This window comes from Nocardia carnea (assembly GCF_029869215.1).
Lineage (GTDB): Bacteria > Actinomycetota > Actinomycetes > Mycobacteriales > Mycobacteriaceae > Nocardia > Nocardia carnea_B.
The window spans coordinates 1-16,439 of sequence record NZ_JARWPM010000175.1; the positions used below are offsets into that span (position 1 = coordinate 1).

At 65.5% G+C, this 16,439-nt stretch carries 16 protein-coding genes and 2 pseudogenes; 9 read left to right on the plus strand and 9 right to left on the minus strand.

What is annotated here, in order from left to right; all coding sequences use genetic code 11:
- The first annotated feature begins 101 nt into the window (after positions 1–101).
- Positions 102–1,331 carry an IS256 family transposase gene (locus QH276_RS11815; RefSeq protein WP_228801771.1) on the plus strand — a complete coding sequence of 410 codons (1,230 nt, stop codon included), beginning with the start codon at positions 102–104 and terminating at the stop codon, positions 1,329–1,331.
- A 298-nt stretch (positions 1,332–1,629) separates the two neighbouring features.
- Here the strand turns inward: QH276_RS11815 and QH276_RS11820 are convergent.
- Positions 1,630–1,869, minus strand: a pseudogene (locus tag QH276_RS11820) (VOC family protein); the annotation flags it as partial.
- Positions 1,870–2,025: 156 nt separating this feature from the next.
- On the opposite strand from QH276_RS11820, the gene QH276_RS11825 reads away from it, so the two are divergent.
- Positions 2,026–2,304: a hypothetical protein gene (locus tag QH276_RS11825; RefSeq protein WP_280399414.1), complete on the plus strand. Its 279-nt coding sequence runs from the start codon at positions 2,026–2,028 to the stop codon at positions 2,302–2,304.
- Positions 2,305–2,346: 42 nt separating this feature from the next.
- Here the strand turns inward: QH276_RS11825 and QH276_RS11830 are convergent, their stop codons facing one another.
- Positions 2,347–2,937: a helix-turn-helix domain-containing protein gene (locus QH276_RS11830; RefSeq protein WP_280399415.1), complete on the minus strand. Its 591-nt coding sequence runs from the start codon at positions 2,935–2,937 to the stop codon at positions 2,347–2,349.
- A 294-nt stretch (positions 2,938–3,231) separates the two neighbouring features.
- On the opposite strand from QH276_RS11830, the gene QH276_RS11835 reads away from it, so the two are divergent.
- Complete coding sequence (locus QH276_RS11835; RefSeq protein ID WP_280399416.1) at positions 3,232–4,275, plus strand: DUF1684 domain-containing protein; 1,044 nt, start codon at positions 3,232–3,234, stop codon at positions 4,273–4,275.
- Positions 4,276–4,383: 108 nt separating this feature from the next.
- On the opposite strand, the gene QH276_RS11840 is transcribed toward QH276_RS11835, so the two are convergent.
- The 3 genes and pseudogenes from QH276_RS11840 to QH276_RS11850 all read right to left on the minus strand — a co-directional run.
- Positions 4,384–4,638, minus strand: coding sequence for a hypothetical protein (locus QH276_RS11840; protein WP_280399417.1), 255 nt, complete (start codon positions 4,636–4,638; stop codon positions 4,384–4,386).
- Positions 4,639–4,675: 37 nt separating this feature from the next.
- A complete protein-coding gene (locus tag QH276_RS11845; RefSeq protein WP_280399418.1) occupies positions 4,676–5,062 on the minus strand; it encodes a hypothetical protein in 387 nt (128 codons plus the stop codon).
- A gap of 476 nt (positions 5,063–5,538) precedes the next feature.
- Positions 5,539–5,735 (minus strand): annotated as a pseudogene (locus QH276_RS11850) (VOC family protein); the annotation flags it as partial.
- A gap of 296 nt (positions 5,736–6,031) precedes the next feature.
- On the opposite strand from QH276_RS11850, the gene QH276_RS11855 reads away from it, so the two are divergent.
- The 3 genes from QH276_RS11855 to QH276_RS11865 are packed head-to-tail and all read left to right on the plus strand — an operon-like array spanning position 6,032 to position 8,215.
- Entirely contained in the window at positions 6,032–7,159 is a 1,128-nt protein-coding gene (locus tag QH276_RS11855) for a hypothetical protein (RefSeq protein ID WP_280399419.1), read from the plus strand.
- A 58-nt stretch (positions 7,160–7,217) separates the two neighbouring features.
- Complete coding sequence (locus QH276_RS11860) at positions 7,218–7,781, plus strand: hypothetical protein (protein ID WP_280399420.1); 564 nt, start codon at positions 7,218–7,220, stop codon at positions 7,779–7,781.
- A complete protein-coding gene (locus tag QH276_RS11865; RefSeq protein WP_280399421.1) occupies positions 7,763–8,215 on the plus strand; it encodes a hypothetical protein in 453 nt (150 codons plus the stop codon). The genes QH276_RS11860 and QH276_RS11865 overlap by 19 nt, the downstream gene beginning before the upstream one ends.
- 265 nt (positions 8,216–8,480) lie before the next feature.
- Here the strand turns inward: QH276_RS11865 and QH276_RS11870 are convergent, their stop codons facing one another.
- Positions 8,481–9,425: a DUF3048 domain-containing protein gene (locus QH276_RS11870; RefSeq protein ID WP_348536635.1), complete on the minus strand. Its 945-nt coding sequence runs from the start codon at positions 9,423–9,425 to the stop codon at positions 8,481–8,483.
- Between the two features lie 561 nt (positions 9,426–9,986).
- Between QH276_RS11870 and QH276_RS11875 the strand changes: the two genes are divergently transcribed.
- Together QH276_RS11875 and QH276_RS11880 are read left to right on the plus strand one after the other, a co-directional pair.
- Positions 9,987–10,370, plus strand: coding sequence for a hypothetical protein (locus QH276_RS11875; RefSeq protein WP_280399422.1), 384 nt, complete (start codon positions 9,987–9,989; stop codon positions 10,368–10,370).
- 423 nt (positions 10,371–10,793) lie between these two features.
- The gene (locus QH276_RS11880; protein WP_280399423.1) at positions 10,794–11,528 is read left to right on the plus strand and encodes a DUF4352 domain-containing protein; all 735 of its coding nucleotides are present in this window, start codon (positions 10,794–10,796) and stop codon (positions 11,526–11,528) included.
- A gap of 159 nt (positions 11,529–11,687) precedes the next feature.
- Here the strand turns inward: QH276_RS11880 and QH276_RS11885 are convergent, their stop codons facing one another.
- Positions 11,688–12,005, minus strand: coding sequence for a hypothetical protein (locus QH276_RS11885; protein ID WP_280399424.1), 318 nt, complete (start codon positions 12,003–12,005; stop codon positions 11,688–11,690).
- A gap of 287 nt (positions 12,006–12,292) precedes the next feature.
- Positions 12,293–15,049, minus strand: coding sequence for a LuxR family transcriptional regulator (locus QH276_RS11890; protein ID WP_280399425.1), 2,757 nt, complete (start codon positions 15,047–15,049; stop codon positions 12,293–12,295).
- 292 nt (positions 15,050–15,341) lie between these two features.
- Here QH276_RS11890 and QH276_RS11895 point away from each other — a divergent pair, with 292 nt between their 5' ends.
- Complete coding sequence (locus QH276_RS11895) at positions 15,342–15,653, plus strand: hypothetical protein (RefSeq protein ID WP_280399426.1); 312 nt, start codon at positions 15,342–15,344, stop codon at positions 15,651–15,653.
- A gap of 175 nt (positions 15,654–15,828) precedes the next feature.
- On the opposite strand, the gene QH276_RS11900 is transcribed toward QH276_RS11895, so the two are convergent.
- Positions 15,829–16,254: a potassium channel family protein gene (locus QH276_RS11900; RefSeq protein WP_280406729.1), complete on the minus strand. Its 426-nt coding sequence runs from the start codon at positions 16,252–16,254 to the stop codon at positions 15,829–15,831.
- Between the last annotated feature and the right edge of the window lie 185 nt (positions 16,255–16,439).

The window sequence follows — 16,439 nt, forward strand, 5'->3', positions numbered from 1 at the left end:
GAGGGTCTGTAAGTTCTCCGGTGTAAGTCCTGGGAACGATGGATGCTGTTGTGACTGAAGAGAAGTCGGAAGACGATGCAGCCGGGTCGGCTGCCGCGTCGATGGACGAGCAGATCCGGCGGTGGGCAGCCGAAGCCCGCCGTGACGGGCTGCAGCTGGTCGGTGAGGGCGGGCTGCTGGCCCGGATGACGAAGCTGGTGGTGGAATCCGCCCTCGACGGCGAGATGGACGACCACCTCGGCTATAGCAAACACGATCCCGCCGGCCGGGACGGCGGGAACTCGCGCAACGGAAAGCGGACCAAGACCGTCGAAACCGAGGCCGGGCCGGTGGAGATCGCGGTGCCCCGGGACCGCGACGCCAGCTTCGAACCGCAGATGGTGAAGAAGCGTCAGCGCAGGCTCGGCGGTGTGGAGAACATCGTGATCTCGCTGTCGGCCAAGGGACTCACGACCGGGGAGATCTCGGCGCACCTGCGTGAGGTCTACGGCGCCGAGGTATCGAAACAAACCATTTCCACCATCACCGACCGGGTTATGGACGCCATGGCCGACTGGCAGAGCCGGCCCCTGGACCCGGTGTATCCCGTGCTGTTCCTGGACTGCGTGAACGTGAAGATCAGAGACGGCAACGTCGCGAACCGCCCGATCTATGTGGCGATGGGCGTGACCGTGGACGGCACCCGCGACATCCTGGGGTTGTGGGCCGGCGAGCACGGCGACGGTGAAGGAGCCAAATACTGGCTGCGTGTGCTGGCGGAGCTGAAGAACCGTGGCATGGCCGACGTCTGCATCGTCGTCTGCGACGGGCTCAAAGGCCTTCCCGACGCCATCGCCCAGGTATGGCCGCAGGCGCTGGTCCAGGGCTGCGTCGTGCACCTTCTGCGCAATTCGTTCTCCTACGCCAGCCGCAAGGACTGGCCCGAGCTGGCCAAAGACCTCAAACCGGTCTACACCGCGCCGTCGGAGTCCGCGGCGCTGGATCGCTTCGCCGAGTTCAGCGACAAATGGGAGAAACGATATCCCGCGATCGTGCGGTTATGGACCAACGCATGGGCCGAATTCGTGCCGTTCCTGCAGTTCGACCAAGCGATCAGACAGGTCATCTACACCACCAACGCTATCGAGTCGGTCAACGCCCGCATCCGCCGCGCGGTCAAAGCCCGCGGGCACTTCCCGACCGAGGCCGCGGCGCTGAAATGCGTCTACATGGCGATCATGAGCCTGGACCCTACCGGCACCGCCCGGCAACGCTGGTCCAACCGCTGGAAAGCCGCCCTGAACGCGTTCGAGATCACCTTCGACGGACGCCTGTCCGCCGCCCGCACGTAACCGAATCACCCGAGGAAGGAGACGGACTTACACCTGAAACTGGACAGACCCCACTCGTCGAGCAGCCCATCCCGGATCGTGTAGGTCCGCAGTTGTGTCGTACGAGGCATATCCGTTCCTTCGCCACCATGCGGTTCATTGCGACCAGAGTCGTCATTCTCCTTGTGTAAGGCTATATTCAAGGACCAGGCGCGGCGCGACTCGATCAACTGCGGCCCGGCCGAGATGCCGACACCGGTCGCCGCGAGCCGACATTGCGGCCGGCTACGAGCACGCTCGTCGACGCCTGTCCTCGGTCTCAGCCCTTGGTACTGTGCGCGCTGGTCATGAGAGCTGCAAGGTCCTCGGGTTCGAGAAACGACGGGGGCGGAGGCGGGCCCCACGCGTACAGCCCACGGACTCCTTCCAGAACTTCTGGAGTCCAGAGCTCGTCTTCGGGGATGGTGTCCATATCGGAGTAGTACTCGGAGAAGTTTCCTGCCGGATCCTTGAGATACCAGAAGAAGTTCGCTCCCGCATGATGTCTGCCGAGGCCCCAGAATGGCTGGTGTGATTTGCTCACGACCGGGAAATCGACCGTGATCGGGAGGCGTCAGCGGAAACCGACAACCAGCAGCTCGGCATGGACCTCGGAGTGCCCGTGGAGCAGACCGCGTAGGGTAAGTGGGCCGATCCCGACCGCCAGGCCGCACAGGTGCAGAAGTTCCTCGAGCGCGCGGGGCTGAAGCAGCTGTCGGCCGAGCCATGGCCGAAGGATGCTCCGGAGCTGAAGGCAGTGGATGCGGTGGTCGTCGAACTGTTTCCGGACATCGAGACCGCGATGTCACCGGAGAACGCCGACATAACCGATGATTTCATCTGTTTCTCGGCGCTTACGCCATCGAGTCTGCGGGGCACGGCGGTACGACGAGGACTGGTTCGGTCGCGAGTACTCGTTCTACGACGACGTCAATCCGGCTCTGGAGTTCGGTGATCACGACGAGAGTGAGTTCACTGCGTGGGGCCTCATGGGCGTTCATTGCCTGAGGGTGCTGCGGGCGCGGATGTGTGCGCGCTCGCCCTGCCGTCCGATGAGGCAGAGGTACTCCACAGGCTGGCTGGTCGCGGCGCCGAACCAGTGTGGTGTGCGGGTGTCGAACTCGGCCGCTTCACCGGGCGAGAGGACCAGGTCGTGGTCACCGAGCACGAGCCGCAGCTGTCCGTTGAGGACGTAGGCCCATTCGTACCCCTCGTGGGTCTTGGGGGCGGGCTGATCCGTGGAGCGGCCTCCGGGAATGATGAACTTGTAGGCCTGGATGCCGCCGGGGCGCCGGGTCAACGGCAGGACCGTCATGCCCCCTTTGCAGCTGATGGGGCGGAGGTGAATACGCGGATTACCGGTGGCGGGGGCGTCGACCAGCTCGTCCAGCGTGACGCCGTGGGCTCTCGCCAGTGGTAGCAATTGTTCCAGGGTCGGCCGCCGTGAGCCGGTCTCCAGCCGGGACAGCGTGCTGACGGAGATGCCGGTAGCGGCCGACAGCTCGACCAGTGTCGTCCCACGTTCATGGCGGAGGTTGCGCAGCCGGGGCCCAACGGCGTCCAGGACCCCGCCTTTCTCATCGCTCATGGCCGCGAGTTTGCCGGAGTAGCAACACTCTTTGCAAGATCCTGTTGCGCCCTCGCAAGGTGGCACCTGACGGCGCTCGTTCGGGCGTCAACAGGAACAGGAGGATCTATGTCCACTGAGGACTCTGGCCACCCGGGTGTGCCAGTGGGGTACGCAACCTGGCGGAAGAACCGTTGGGAGGAGGTCGCCGGTCCGGGCGGCAAGGCGGGCACTGTCCAGCTCGCCATGGTTTCGCACCCCGAACCGGGGGTGCCGGGTCTGCCGGGTCGCTGGGAAGTGAGTGCATCGGGGGTCTTGTCGCTCACCGTCACCGCCGCGGACGGGGTGTCCATCGGCGGGCGGCCGGTGACCGGTGCAGTGGAAGTGGAGTCCGGCAGCCAGGTGCAGCTTGCTGACGGGCGGATATGTTTCGTCCAGGGACGGGGCGGAACCTACGGCATAGTTGTCTGGGACCCTTCCGCACCGGTCCTCACGAGGCTGCGCGAGATCGCGAGCTATCCCTACGACCCGAGTTGGGTCGTCGACGCCGAGTACCGGGCGGTGCCCGGCCGTACCGTCGAGATAGGGCGACTGACCAGCCCGCAGAGCAAGGAGACCGTCTCCGCCCCGGGCGACCTGGTCGTCGAGATCGGCGGCCAGGAGCACACCCTGTTGGTGCTGGAATCCGTCCCCGGCCTGCGGCTGGCGGTATTCACCGATCCCAGCAGTGGCACCGACACCCCCGAGATCGGTCGGTGGCTGATCCTTCCCCCGGACGAGGCCAGCGCCCTCCGGGTCGACTTCAACCAGGTGATCCTGCCGCACCACGTGTTCTCCACGGCGTTTCCCTGCCCGATCCCGCCTGAAGCGAACCATCTTCCGGTCGTCGTCGACGCCGGAGAACGTGCGCCCGTATTCGACGAGAGGAAAAGGAGCACGGTGACACAGCCCGACAAGAAAGGACAGAACGAAACCATGGAACCCGAGCTGACGGAGAAGGCGGTCCAGTACCTGCGGCATCTGGAGAAGTTCGACTTCGCGAGCATGCGTGCGATGTGCGCGGACACTGCCACCGTCTGGCACAACGACGGCAAGGGCGAACAGACGATCGAGGAGAACCTCGAGCAGCTCGAGCAGATGTCGAGCGGCGGGGGCGTCATTGCGTTGCGGTACGAGATCACCCGTCAGTTCCAGAAGCCCGACGAGGTGCTCCAGCAGCACGTGCTGCACATCAACATGCCCGACGGGTCCGGCACCGAGCTGCCGGTGGCGATGTACTTCGGTTTCAAGGACGGCCTCATCGACCGGATCGAGGAGTACGCGAACATGACGCCACCCAACGAAGGCAGCGCGAGCTGATCCACCGCTGCGGGGTCTTCGGCACCTGGGGGCTGGCACCCAGGTGCCGAATCTCTGCCAGCCCCTGTCCTCGCGGCGGCGGGCGACACGATGCGGTACCCGAAGTCCTCAGCGCAGCTTCATCGACATGCGGCGATCGCTGAGGTTTTTCTCGCCTCGTTCCTCGGCGCGATGATGCATTCTGGAGCGGCTGGCCGGCACTCTGATCCCACTACGAAGATCGACGCCGGTGCCCGTGCCGGAAGGCAGGGTCGAACCGTCGGCCCGCCGCTGTCGAGGTGCGAGCACGACGGTCTTGCCCGACAGTCGCCCGGCGCGCGCGTCCACCTGCCCTGACGGCGGTGCCAGGCCGTTGCCGGTCACCCCACCACAACGACGGGCTGACTCGCCTCTCGGACAACTACCAGCCGCCTGAGCCCGACTGCACCAAGGGTGCGTTGTGGACCACGGCGCCGTCGGCGTACAGCGTGTAATTGTTACTCGGTACCGAGTAGTGATGGCCGTTGGCTCCCTGCCTTTCCGTGTTGCACCACGAGGGGGACGGGCGGCCATTGTTGTGCACTGTGACCATGAACTCGACCGGCCGAGTCGGATCGACTGTGTGGGGTTCGTGGCAGGTCACGGTTCCGCGCACCACATAGTTGTCGTCGGTGTCGTTCCTGCAGTGGGTCTGCACGCACGTGATGCCGGGCGGCAGTTCCGCCGTGGCCACCGGCGCGGAAAGCCCTAGGGCACCGACGAATCCGGAGGCGATGATCCCGAATCCGAACACCGTTCTATATCCCATCCGACATTCACTTCCTCGATAGTCCAGGCCCGAAGTCCGGGTGCGCGGTGACCTTTCCGGGCTCGTGGTTCGGCCATACAAGCACTTTCATCGGAAACTATGCCGCTGCGGCGCAGTCAAGTGCAGGGCACTATTCGGCCCTCAGCAAACCGAATGATTCGAGTTCAGAGCACCCTTCGCTTATTTCCGGCACGAAGCGCCGGAGATGCATGAACGGCCGCGGCCGGTCGGCGGCTCCTACCTCGGCTCACCGAGTCACCAACGCGACGAGCACGGGCACCGAGATGGCGAGCGCCTTGTTTCAACCGGCAGCGGGGTCGAGCACGTCAACCCCGGAAGGCCCGCATCCGGTACTCGTGACAACCCTCGTCGGGCACGGAAACTGGCTCGATGCCCGGCCGAGATGCCGACACCGGTCGCCGCGAGCGGACATTGCGGCCGGCTACGAGCACGCTTGTCGGCGTCTGTCCTCGCTCTCAGCCCTTCGTACTGTGCGAGCCGGTGATGGGAGCTGCAAGGTCCTCGGGTTCGAGAAGCGACGGGGGCGGAGGCGGCCCCACACGTACAGCCCACGGACCCCTTCCAGAGCTTCTGGAGTCCAGAGCTCATCCTCGGGGATGGTGTCCATATCGGAGTAGTACTCGGAGAAGTTTCCTGCCGGATCCTCGAGATACCTCTTTGTCCTTCGGTGAAGAACTTCGTGGCGGTCTCCAAGTCGGTACTGCCGAGCACCGCGTGCCCCACGCAGATCGGTTTCGGTGGCTCGTACTCTCGGGAACCGTTCGTCCGAATCTTCTCTGCTCAGCAGTTCCTCGAAGTCGAGAGCCGGGAGCGGATATAATCACCGCGTAACTGTGCCACGGTGCGCATGGAGGGGGAGTATGACCATCGCGGAGACCCATTGTTCCGGTGTGTCGCACATGATCGGAGACCAGCGACCGAAAGGTCGATCCGCGCGGGCGGCCCTACGTGTCTGAGCTGGCGGTCGATCTGTCCGCCCTCGCGGGTTTCCGTCTCGACATCGGGGATATCGGAACCACGTTCTCGACCAACAGTACTCGCACGCTCGACGGACTCACCCTGCCCGCCGGCAGCTCGGGACTGCTGGCCACCGTGACGCCCGTCCTCACGGACTTCCGGACTGCGTTCGGCGGGCTGTGCGGGCAGGATCGGACCACGCTCGACGCCTACGCCACCGCCTTGGCCGACAACGCCACCCGATACCAGGCCACCGACGGATCCACCGGGCAGACCCTCGCCCGCACCGGTCAGCAACTGGCAGGAAGCACCGGCACCACGGTCGAGGGCTCCGACGGTGGGGTCACCCGATTCACGGGGTTGGCTTTGTCGGTCGCCACCATCGAGAACGAACCCCCCTACGTCATCGCCCGAACCCTCACCAGTGTGGTGGAAACCATCGGCCCATACGACGACGTGCTCGGCAGTGTTATCGGGATGAAGCCGGCGGCGGACTACCTCACGCCCCTGATCGGCGACTGGGAAGCACTGCAGGGCATCGGCATACGCATCCGCTCTCTGGGTATCAACGACTATGTCACTGCACAGAACCTCATCAACGGCACCTCCTGGCTACAGCAGTTCTGGACAGGGGACGCCGCCCGCGCTTTCGCCCACACAACGACCCAGTTCGCACAGGCGGTGGACACTCGCAGTCTCGACCTCGACATCGTCGCGAAGATCGTCGAGAACGCCGGACGCGCTCTCGAACGCCGGGTGTACAACCTGGCTCTCAGCCTGGCAGCCGCGGTCGTCACACCCATGACCTTCCACAACCTGACCCTGCCCTTGGCCTCGTGGGCAGGCCTGGTCGACAAGCCGATCGACGAATCCACACGCTCCGAGGTCATCGCGGCGGTCGACGACCTGAAACGCACAGCAGAATCCGGAAAGAATGCCGTGACCACGCTCATCGACCACATCACCCGGGCTTTGAACTACCGTCCCGGGCAAGCCGCACCCACCTACAATTCCACCGATTTCGACATCCCCGACAAGGTGACCGTCGATCTGGGCACACACCGCTACGGGTTCGGCGGAAACACCTGGTGGGAGGATTCCATTGCATCGGCCGGCTGATCCCGCTCTCCCTGCGGACCGAGCGGTCCACGGTTCGAGGACCGGTGTCATCGACAAGGTGCAGGCCGCCCGGTACAGCAATGACGCCGCTCTGGCCATGGGCTTTTTCAAGGCCAAAGGATTCGACTTCGCGGCGGATATCTTCTCCGCCTACCTCGACAACAACGGGCCGGACTTCGTCTACGAGATCAGTACGTCCAACGTCGAACGGGTCATCGCAACGAGCGGCGCGAGAGAACAGGTCGCCAAGTGCCTGGAAACAGTCAAGGACCAGGCGCGGCGCGACCCCCAGACCGGCGTCACACGAGAGCTGACCTCGCCATGGCTGGGGGCAGAGCCCGAAGAGGGCGATATCGGCTACGCGTTGGGACATTACGATGTTGCTGTCGGTAGCGACACCACAGTGTATTCAGAAGGCGACGGGCTTCGCGCAGAGATCATCTACCGTATCTACATCTATGAGTTCTACAACTTCGACCACAAGAAGCAGGACACGTTCAGATTGAATATCGGAACGAATATCAACAACGAGATGCGGGAACTCGAAGAATTCGGATGGGCCCGAAGTTTCCGCGTCCACGGCGAGGCCCCGCGACTCGAGCGATGGATCGGAAAGCTTTGAGGCACCGGGACCTTCGCCGATCAACCGTTCTTGTGGCGGCATGCATCGTTGTATCGACCGTCGCAGGGTGCTCGACCGATGAGAAAGAGGCTCGCGACCTGGTTGAATGCGCCGGCATCGTCTTCCCTGAGGAGATGGATGCCCTGTGGTCGTGGACCGACAGTGCCTTTCGCGAAGCAACCTCGGCAGCCGTCGTCGATATTCCCGCCGACGCGGTCGGTGAATTCACGCGGCTGTCCGGGTTCGGCCGGTTCGAACCCGGAGTTCCTCCGTCGTGGCAGTCCTACTGGCACGACAGCGGAATGGCCGACGTCCTGTCGGTCGATACAGGAAACGAACACTCGGTCGACGAATACCGCGATCCACGCCGATACGTCGTCATCCACAACGGCGGTGGTGAAACGCGCCGGATCTTCGTGCGCACCGACTGCTGAACCTGGACCTACCGATCCGGCGACGGGAACTGTCCCGGTTCGCGAAACGAAGGAAAGCGTCGGCGGCGGTATCGGCGATCGATGACCTCGTCGAAGACATCGCCCGGCCCCGATCATGACCGGCCCTAATGAGACGGACCGGCTCGCTGACACTGCACACCTCAGGATGGCACCGATGAGTTTCGATAGGGCCTCCCTGGCCCCGAGGGAACGCGAATTCCTGGACTCGGCGGTGGGCGCTCGGGTGATGAAAGTGCGGTTCCCGTTACCAGAGCTGCGCTGGAACCAGGACAGTCCAGACCTGCCCCGGCGCGAAGGGGATGGCTGCTCCGGTGGGGGTCGTATAGGTTGTGCCTGCCTGTTGGGAGGGCCGGGACCACGAGGCCGGGAACGCTTGACCGTCCCGCAGGACGAGCGCCGGACCGCTACCGGTCGTCTGGACCAGCGGTGAGACGCTGCCCGCGACGTCGCTGATAGCCGAGTTGGACACCTGTACGCTCTGCAACACGACCGTACTCGCCATGAGCTGTCCGGTATCGGCAGCGGTGTAGGCGACACCGTCCATGGACACCAGCCACTGGTGCTGGTCGGGTGACCAGTCGAAACCGATCACCGTGGCCGGATACCGCGCTTCCTCATACTGCGTGGGCCGGCCACCGGCAGGCGCAGGACCGAAATGCAGTTGCGAATCCGCCGGCCAGCCGCCGCCCTCGGGCAGCTGATCCGAGTGGACGAACATATTGTGCGGAGCGACGCGACTGTAGTCGCGGAAGTACGCCGCAGGCTGCCGCTCGGCCGAGGCGTTCTGCAGCGAAGAGCGATCGACCGCGGCGACCAGCTCGGGTGCGGCACCAGAAGAGGCCAACGTCGGGTCGCCGAACTGGTCCAACAGCGTCAGATCCGTTTCCCGCGCGCTTCGGACCGGCCCGATCACCGGGGGTTTGTCGGCCGCGAACACGGCGGCCAACCGGCTCAAACCTCCCTCGACCGGCTCGACGTAGACCATATCGGCGGCTCCGAGCCCTACCGGTGGCCGGGCCTGCGGACTGGTGTCTATCTTCGCGACCAGCACGGGCGCCCCTACCTGGGAGGATGTGTCCGAGCCTGGAGGAGCGGTTCCGGGCCGGGTGCCGCTGCTGCACGCGAGTACAGCGCACATCCCCAGAGTCGTCAGGAACGCGGCTATCCACATCCACCATCGCTGTTGCATAGGGCAGCCCTTACGCACCCGAGCCTACGCCGCAATCGACCAGGCAGGAGTGGTCGAGCGGGCCGACGGACGAGGCCGGTGACCCCATTGGGCCGCTCGCGGAAAAGCCCGGCAAGATCGCATCGAACCGAGCCGGTGCGGACAGGTTCGTCGTATCGGAGGTTCATCGTGTCAGGCGACTTATACCCGGGCGACCTGTTGACGGCCTTCCTGCGTTGTCATCCGAGAACGTCCTGCTCCGATGAACTCCTCACTCGCATCGAGACGCTGATCGAACGTGTCGCGGAGAGGGGCGACCTCGACGAGCATGGCGCACCCCATAGCGCGATCTGGTCGTCGATCGACGAGTGGCGCCGGGCATAGTGCCGGAACCCGATTCAGGGGACCGCGCCTCACCAGCCGCGTTACCCTTGTGCTGGAACGGTTTCGGGCGTTCGGTCGGTTCAGTGCCGGCCTGGAGGGGAACGGCGAAATTCGGGGAGGGCAGCGATGTTACCGAAGAACAGGATGGTTGCCGTATTTTTCGGTTACTCCACACTCATAGCCGTTGGGATCGCGTCAGTGGCGAACCTGATCAACGGAACGTGGTCATGGAATTGGTTGGCGGCGGCGGTCGCGTTCAGCAGTTTCCTGACTTTGTCCGTGTATCAACGTGGCCGTCAGCACTTGCATCAAATGAATGCCTGGATCTCGGCTGCCGCCGACCGCCACGCGGAAGGCCGATACCTCGAGGCGAGTGAGCTGTTCAAACGAGCGGCCGCCCGATCGCACGTACTACTCGGCCCGCAGCATCCGTTCACCGAGTCGCTGCTCGATCGGTTCGATGAAACCTACCGAAAGCACCTCGAGGAAGAGAACCGCGAAACGCTGACGGCAATCCTGGACCTGATCAAGGAGAAGCCCGATACAGCCTCCGATCAGCGCACCGACCCACCCGCTGTATGACACCCGACGCCCCCGGGCTGCCGCATACGCGAGCGGCCGGCATGCCGAGATGACGGCGGCGTCGGCGCACTCGTCGTCGTATGGGCACTCGGCGGCGGCACCGTCGAGATCACACGCCTCGAGGTCACCGACCGAATATCGCGTAATCAACACGCCAATTGCGGCACATTACCCAATTGTTGTAATTCCAAACCTATCGGTTTGTAACGTGCGTCACTCTGCCGACTATTACGTCAATGCACAGTACGAATCATGCCGACCGAAACGACCGCAGGACCTCTGCACAACCGAAAGTGCGCAACCATGACCACTCCCCCTTACCCACCTCCAGCGATGCCGCCGACATCGCCTGCCGGCCCCTACCCGGGCCCACCGGCGGAACCGAAAAAGCAGCGGAACACACTGGGGCTCATAGCAGTCATCGTGGCCGTCCTCGGCTTCCTCTTCGCCTGTATCCCCGGCGCCCTGATCGTCGGATGGATCCTCCTGCCGATCGCATTCGTTCTCGGCATCGTGGGCGTGTGCCAGTCCGGCAAAACCAAGGGCACCAGTATCGCGGCCATCATCATCGCAGTCGTCGGGACGGTGGTCGGTTTCGTGGTCTTTCTCACCGTGGTTTCCGACGCGGTCGATGAATCCTTCGGCAGCGGCGACGTTTCCGTTGCCACTCCGGGAGCCCCCGCTCAGGAAGAGGCGGACTCCGACGGAGGCCAGGACACATCAGCGGATCAAGGCACACGCGAAAATCCGTACCCACTGGGGTCCGTGATCACCGACGGTGACTGGCAGGTGACCGTCAACAGCGTCACGCCCGATGCAACCGACGCTGTCGCGGCGGAGAACCCGTACAACGAGGCTCCCCCCGCAGGGTCGCAGTACCTCTTGGCCAATGTCACCGTCACCTACATCGGCACCGACCCGCAGGGGGAGACGCCTTATGCGACGATCAGCTACGTGACTGTGGACGGGAACACCCTGAACTCGTATGACAGCGCCACCGTCGTTCCCGATTCACTCGATACCCTCAGTCCCCTGTTCCAAGGAGCATCGACCACCGGCAACATAGCCTTCACGGTGCCGTCCGCAACGGCGACGCAAGGCACTCTCGCCGTTGAACCGGCAATGTTCTCCGACAAGGTATTCGTCGCAGTGAGCTGATCGGTTCACATGCCCAGTGGCCGAGCAACAGATCCGCGCAGCAACACGACGCGATGCCCTGGTTCGCCGATCATTGTCCGTCCTGTCCGAGACCGCGATCACCCAGGAAGAGCGCAAAGCAGGAAGGCCGTGGCCGGCGTCAGCGCCGCGGTGCCGAGTTCAGTCGGCTCGGTATATGTCGACGTCGGTGGTTTTCACCTTCAGGGCGCCGTCGGGTACGACGAAGTATGTCGGGCCATCGACGATCATATTTTCGATCAATCCGTTCCCGATGTCGCATTCGTGGTCAGAACATATTTCGATGTAGCCAGTGGTCGAATATTGGGCGTCCGGATCCGGTACCGCTTTATAGGTGCCGGGATGGAATTCCGAGGGCACCAGGTGTTCGCCATTGGGGAAGGCCGACGCAATTCCCGCACCGGCGCCGAGCCCTAATGCGGCGATAGTTGACGCGGTGATCGCAACCATTCTCAGCATGAGGTATTCCTTCGGGGATCATTCGAACGGTGGCCGACTGTTCTTCTGAGCGCGCAGCTCGTCGATGAATTATCCGCCGAGACAGTCCGCGGCGATTGCCTGATCACCGATCGGGGCGACGCCTTCCTCACCGGCGCGGCCGACCGAATCGACATCCACACCGTACCGCCATATCGGCATTGGCGTACACCCGATCTGCAAACCGGCCGAAGTGTTAATACATGCGGTTTATGGCAGCAATGCGAATGCTGTTTCACAACGAATTCGTCTACCACCGGGGACAGGGTCTATGGCGCGGGGCGCCAGGTTTCGAGCTGGTGGCGGGTTCGGAGGCCGAGTTTGGTGCAGAGGTTGCGTAGATGCCATTCGACGGTGGGTGGGCTGATGAAGAGGCGGGCCGCGATTTCCGGATCGGTGAGGCCCTCGTGGACCAGTTTGACGACCTGTGTCTCTTCGGTGGTGAGATCGGCGCCGGTTTCGGCGGGCAGCTCACGGATGTTCGCGCCGGTGGTGGCGAGGGCGCGGGCGGAGCGGCCGGCGAAGGCCGCCATGCCCATGGTGGTGAAGAGTTCGTGCGCGGTGTGCAGGTGTTCGCGGGCCTCGGGGCCGCGGTGTTCGTGACTCAGCCATTCGCCGTAGAGGAGGTGGGCGCGGGCCAGCTCGCCGCGCAGGCCGGTACCGCCGAGATGGGAAAGAGCTGCGCGGTAGCGGGTTTCGGCGTCGGGGCCGGTGCTGAGCAGGGCGTGGGAGCGGGCTTCGATTCCCCTGGCCCAGTCGGATCCGCTGGAGCGGGTGATCTCGGCGAGCCGGACGAGGGCGTCGAAGGCCCGGTCGGTGTCGCCGGTTCGGGTGGTGGCCTCGATGTATTCGACCAGCGACCAGACCGGGATGCCCACCTCCAGTTGCACGTACTCCTCGTTCGACACCCGTGCGGCCGCGGCGGCCTCGTCGAACCGGGACAGGCCGTTGTAGAGAACGGCGCGCGCATAGCCGCCGACCACCGGGCCGATACCTTCGCCGCGGTGCTGCTCCCCTTCCTCGGCGCGCCGGTTCAGCTCGAGGCATTCCGTTTCGCGGCCGCGCCAGCCGGCGGCGAGCAGTGCGGGAAAGACAGGGGCCGCCGCGCCGACCGCCTCGGAAACCGTATGGACTTCCGCCGCAAGTGATTCGGCCGCGGTGAGTTCGCCGTCGAGAATATGGACGATGCCGCGCAGGGTCAGGGCGATGGGCAGTGCCGAGGCGCGCCCGGTGGCGCGGACCAGGTCCAGGTTCCGGATGCTCAGCTCGGAGAGGAGCGCATCGTCCCAGAGACCGACGGCCGTCACCGCGGTGAGCCACAGCCAGCGCAGGGCCTCGTTCGGGGCGAGACCCGCCCGGCGGAAGGCGTCCAGTGCGGACCGCAGCGCGGGCACGGCGGCGGTGTGCCCGTCGAGGATCCGGGTGGCCAGTGCGTCGAGCAGGAGATCGGCCGGGCGCGGGTCGGGCGGGGCGGGAGTGGCGCGGGCCGCGAGGGCGGCTTCGTACTGGCCGCGGCGATAGGCCTTGGGGCCGGCGAAGAGCGCGGCGTCGATAACCTCCAGATAGGTTTCGCGGGCGGCTTCCGCATCGTGGCGGGCGAGGCGGCGGGCGGCGTCGAGCAGGAGAGCCGGGGCCGCGATACCGCGGTCGGTGGTGAACGCGATCCGGGCGCGTACGAGTTCGGCTTCGGCGCGTAACCGGTCGTCGCGCAGGCCGGCCTCGGCCAGGGACAGCAACTTCAGGGCGGTATCGGGATTGCCTGCCTCATGATTCGCGCGGGCGGCGACCAGCGCCCGGTCGCGGCGGCATTCGGCGTCGGGGGTCAGGTCCACCGCCCGCGCGGTGAACGCGGCGGCCGCGGCGAGACCGCCGCGCACGCGGGCGCGCAGGGCCGACCGCTCGAGTTCCGCCGCGATGGTTTCGTCGGGACCGGTCGCGCCGTGGGCGGCATGCCAGGCGCGGCGGTCGGGGTCGGTATGCGGATCGGTGGCCGCGGCCAGCGCACGATGGGCGGCACGGCGGGCGTCGGGTCCGGCGGCCCAGTAGACGACGGACCGGACGAGTGGATGGGCGAAGCCGACCCGCTCGCCGATCTCCAGCAGCCCGTCCGCGACCGCCGGTTCGGCCGCACCGAGGTGGATGCCCAGCCGGTCGGCAGCCTGCCAGAGCAGCACGGGTTCGCCGGTCGGGTCCGCGGCCGCGGCCAGCAGGAACTGCTGGGTTTCGATGGGCAGCTCGCCGATCCGGCTCAGATACGCGGCGCGGAGCCGGGCGTCGACCATCCGCGCGGCCGGCAGGCCGAACCCGCCGGCCAGTTCCACCGGACCCGAGGTCTTCGGCAGTTCCAGCAGCGCCAGCGGGTTGCCCCGGGTTTCGGCGACGACCCGGCTGAGCACATTCTCGTCCCATGGGCCGGGCATCGTCGCCCGTAGTAATGCGCGGGCGTCGGCCTCGCGCAAACCCGCCAGCCGCAGTTCGGGTATCCCGACAGGCTCCACCGGCTCCGCGCCGAGGGCGTCGGGCGGCGACCGGACCGCGAAAACCACGGCAACCGATTCGGCCACCAGGCGGCGGGCGGTGAACGCGAGTGCCGGCATCGAGGCCCGGTCGAGCCACTGGGCATCGTCGACAACACACAGCAACGGCTGCTCCCGGGCGACCTCCGACAGCAGGCCGAGCACACCGAGCGCCACCAGGAAACCGTCCGGAGCCGGTTCCCCGCCCTGGCCCAGCGCCGCCGCGACCGCCGCCCGCTGCTGTCCGGGCAGCGCTTCGAGTGCGCCGGCCATCGGTGCGCACAGCTGATGCACGCCCGCGTACACCAGCTCCATCTCCGACTGGATCCCGGTGATGCGGGCGACCCGGAATCCGTGGGCACATTCGACCAGGTAGTCGAGTAGCCGGGTCTTACCTATCCCGGGTTCGCCCCGGATCACCAGGGCGCGGCTGTGCCCGGTACGAACGGCGTCGAGCACATCGTCGAGTTGTTCGCATTCGCGATCCCGACCCGGCACCCTCGATGACATCAGCGCTCCCGTCGATACGTCGGACCGGTTCGGGGGTGCTCCCACGGCAGAAGTTCGGCCCGCACCAGCTCACGGATGGCCCCGAACGGCGCCGTACACGAGCGACCGGCGCTGTCGTCGTCACGGGTTCAGGTACTCAGACCGCCCGGGGAACCGATGACCATGATGCGCGGGCCACTCGCGGCCTGTTCACGAAAAAACCGAAAATCCGTCGTAACATTTCCCACTCTTGTAGACATATGTGGTCGTAACCACAACTGTCCCACTCGGGACATCTCTGAAAGGAAAAGGTGTGAGACATAGTCTTCGCACGTTCGCCGCTGCTGCTTCCATCGCGGCGGCGGGTCTCGGTGCGGCGGGCACGGCAGCTGCAGCACCGGTGCAGCTGACCGAAGCGGCGCCGGTCACCGAAACGGATCCGGGCACAGGCCCGGGCAGCGATCCCGTTACGGGCTCCGCAGCCCTGCTGCCGGTTCTTCTTCCGCTGCTGGCCGGTTCGTCCGAGGCACCCAACGCGAATACGGCCGGAGAGGAGGCGGGCACCGGATCCTCGGAGACGCTGCTGCCGCTGCTGGCCACCCTGTCGGCCGACGCGCCTCAGTAAGTAACACCCCCGTACAACCCTCCATGGACGATTTCGGCCCCGGGTCGCCGGCGCGGCCACTTCAGTGAGGGACGTACACCCCCAAATCTGCGCAGGCTTCGGATAATGTTCCCGAGCCGCTGAACCCCGGAAGGCCGCCCAGCCTCCGGGGTTCGGTCTTTCCGGCCCTCGGCTACTACTTGACCACCGGCGCCGGAGTCGCGGGCATCGTGACTCCGGTACCGCTGCCCGCCTGCCCACCGAGCGCGGCGACCTCGGCGCGTAACGCCCGCACCTCACCGAGCAGCTGGGTGACGTCGGCATCCGTGCGTTCGGCGGTCTCCTCAACCGCTTTCAGCTGATCGATGACCCAGCTCGTGGTGGTGCCGATGGCGAAACTGATCAGGCCGATCCCGAACGTCATCAGCAGCAACGCGACCAGCCGGCCTTCGGCGGTGACGGGATAGTAGTCGCCGTACCCCACGGTGGTCACCGAGACCACCGACCACCACAGCGCGTCGCCGTAGGTCTTGATATTGCTGTCGGTGGCGGTGCGTTCGGCGTCGAACATGGCCAGGCTGCACAGGAAAAGGATCAGCAGCGAACTGACCCCGACGAACACCGACAGCCGTGGCCCGGGGGGGCGGGGACGGGGGAGTGTGGTGGGGACCACGCAACCCGCCCCGCAACAGCCGCAGTGGGCGGACCGGCGGGAGCAGCACGATCAGCAGCTCGGCGAGTTGGGTGCGCAGGAAATGCAGGCGGCGGGTGGCGAGCACGAGGCGCACGAGATAGTCGCCCGCGAAC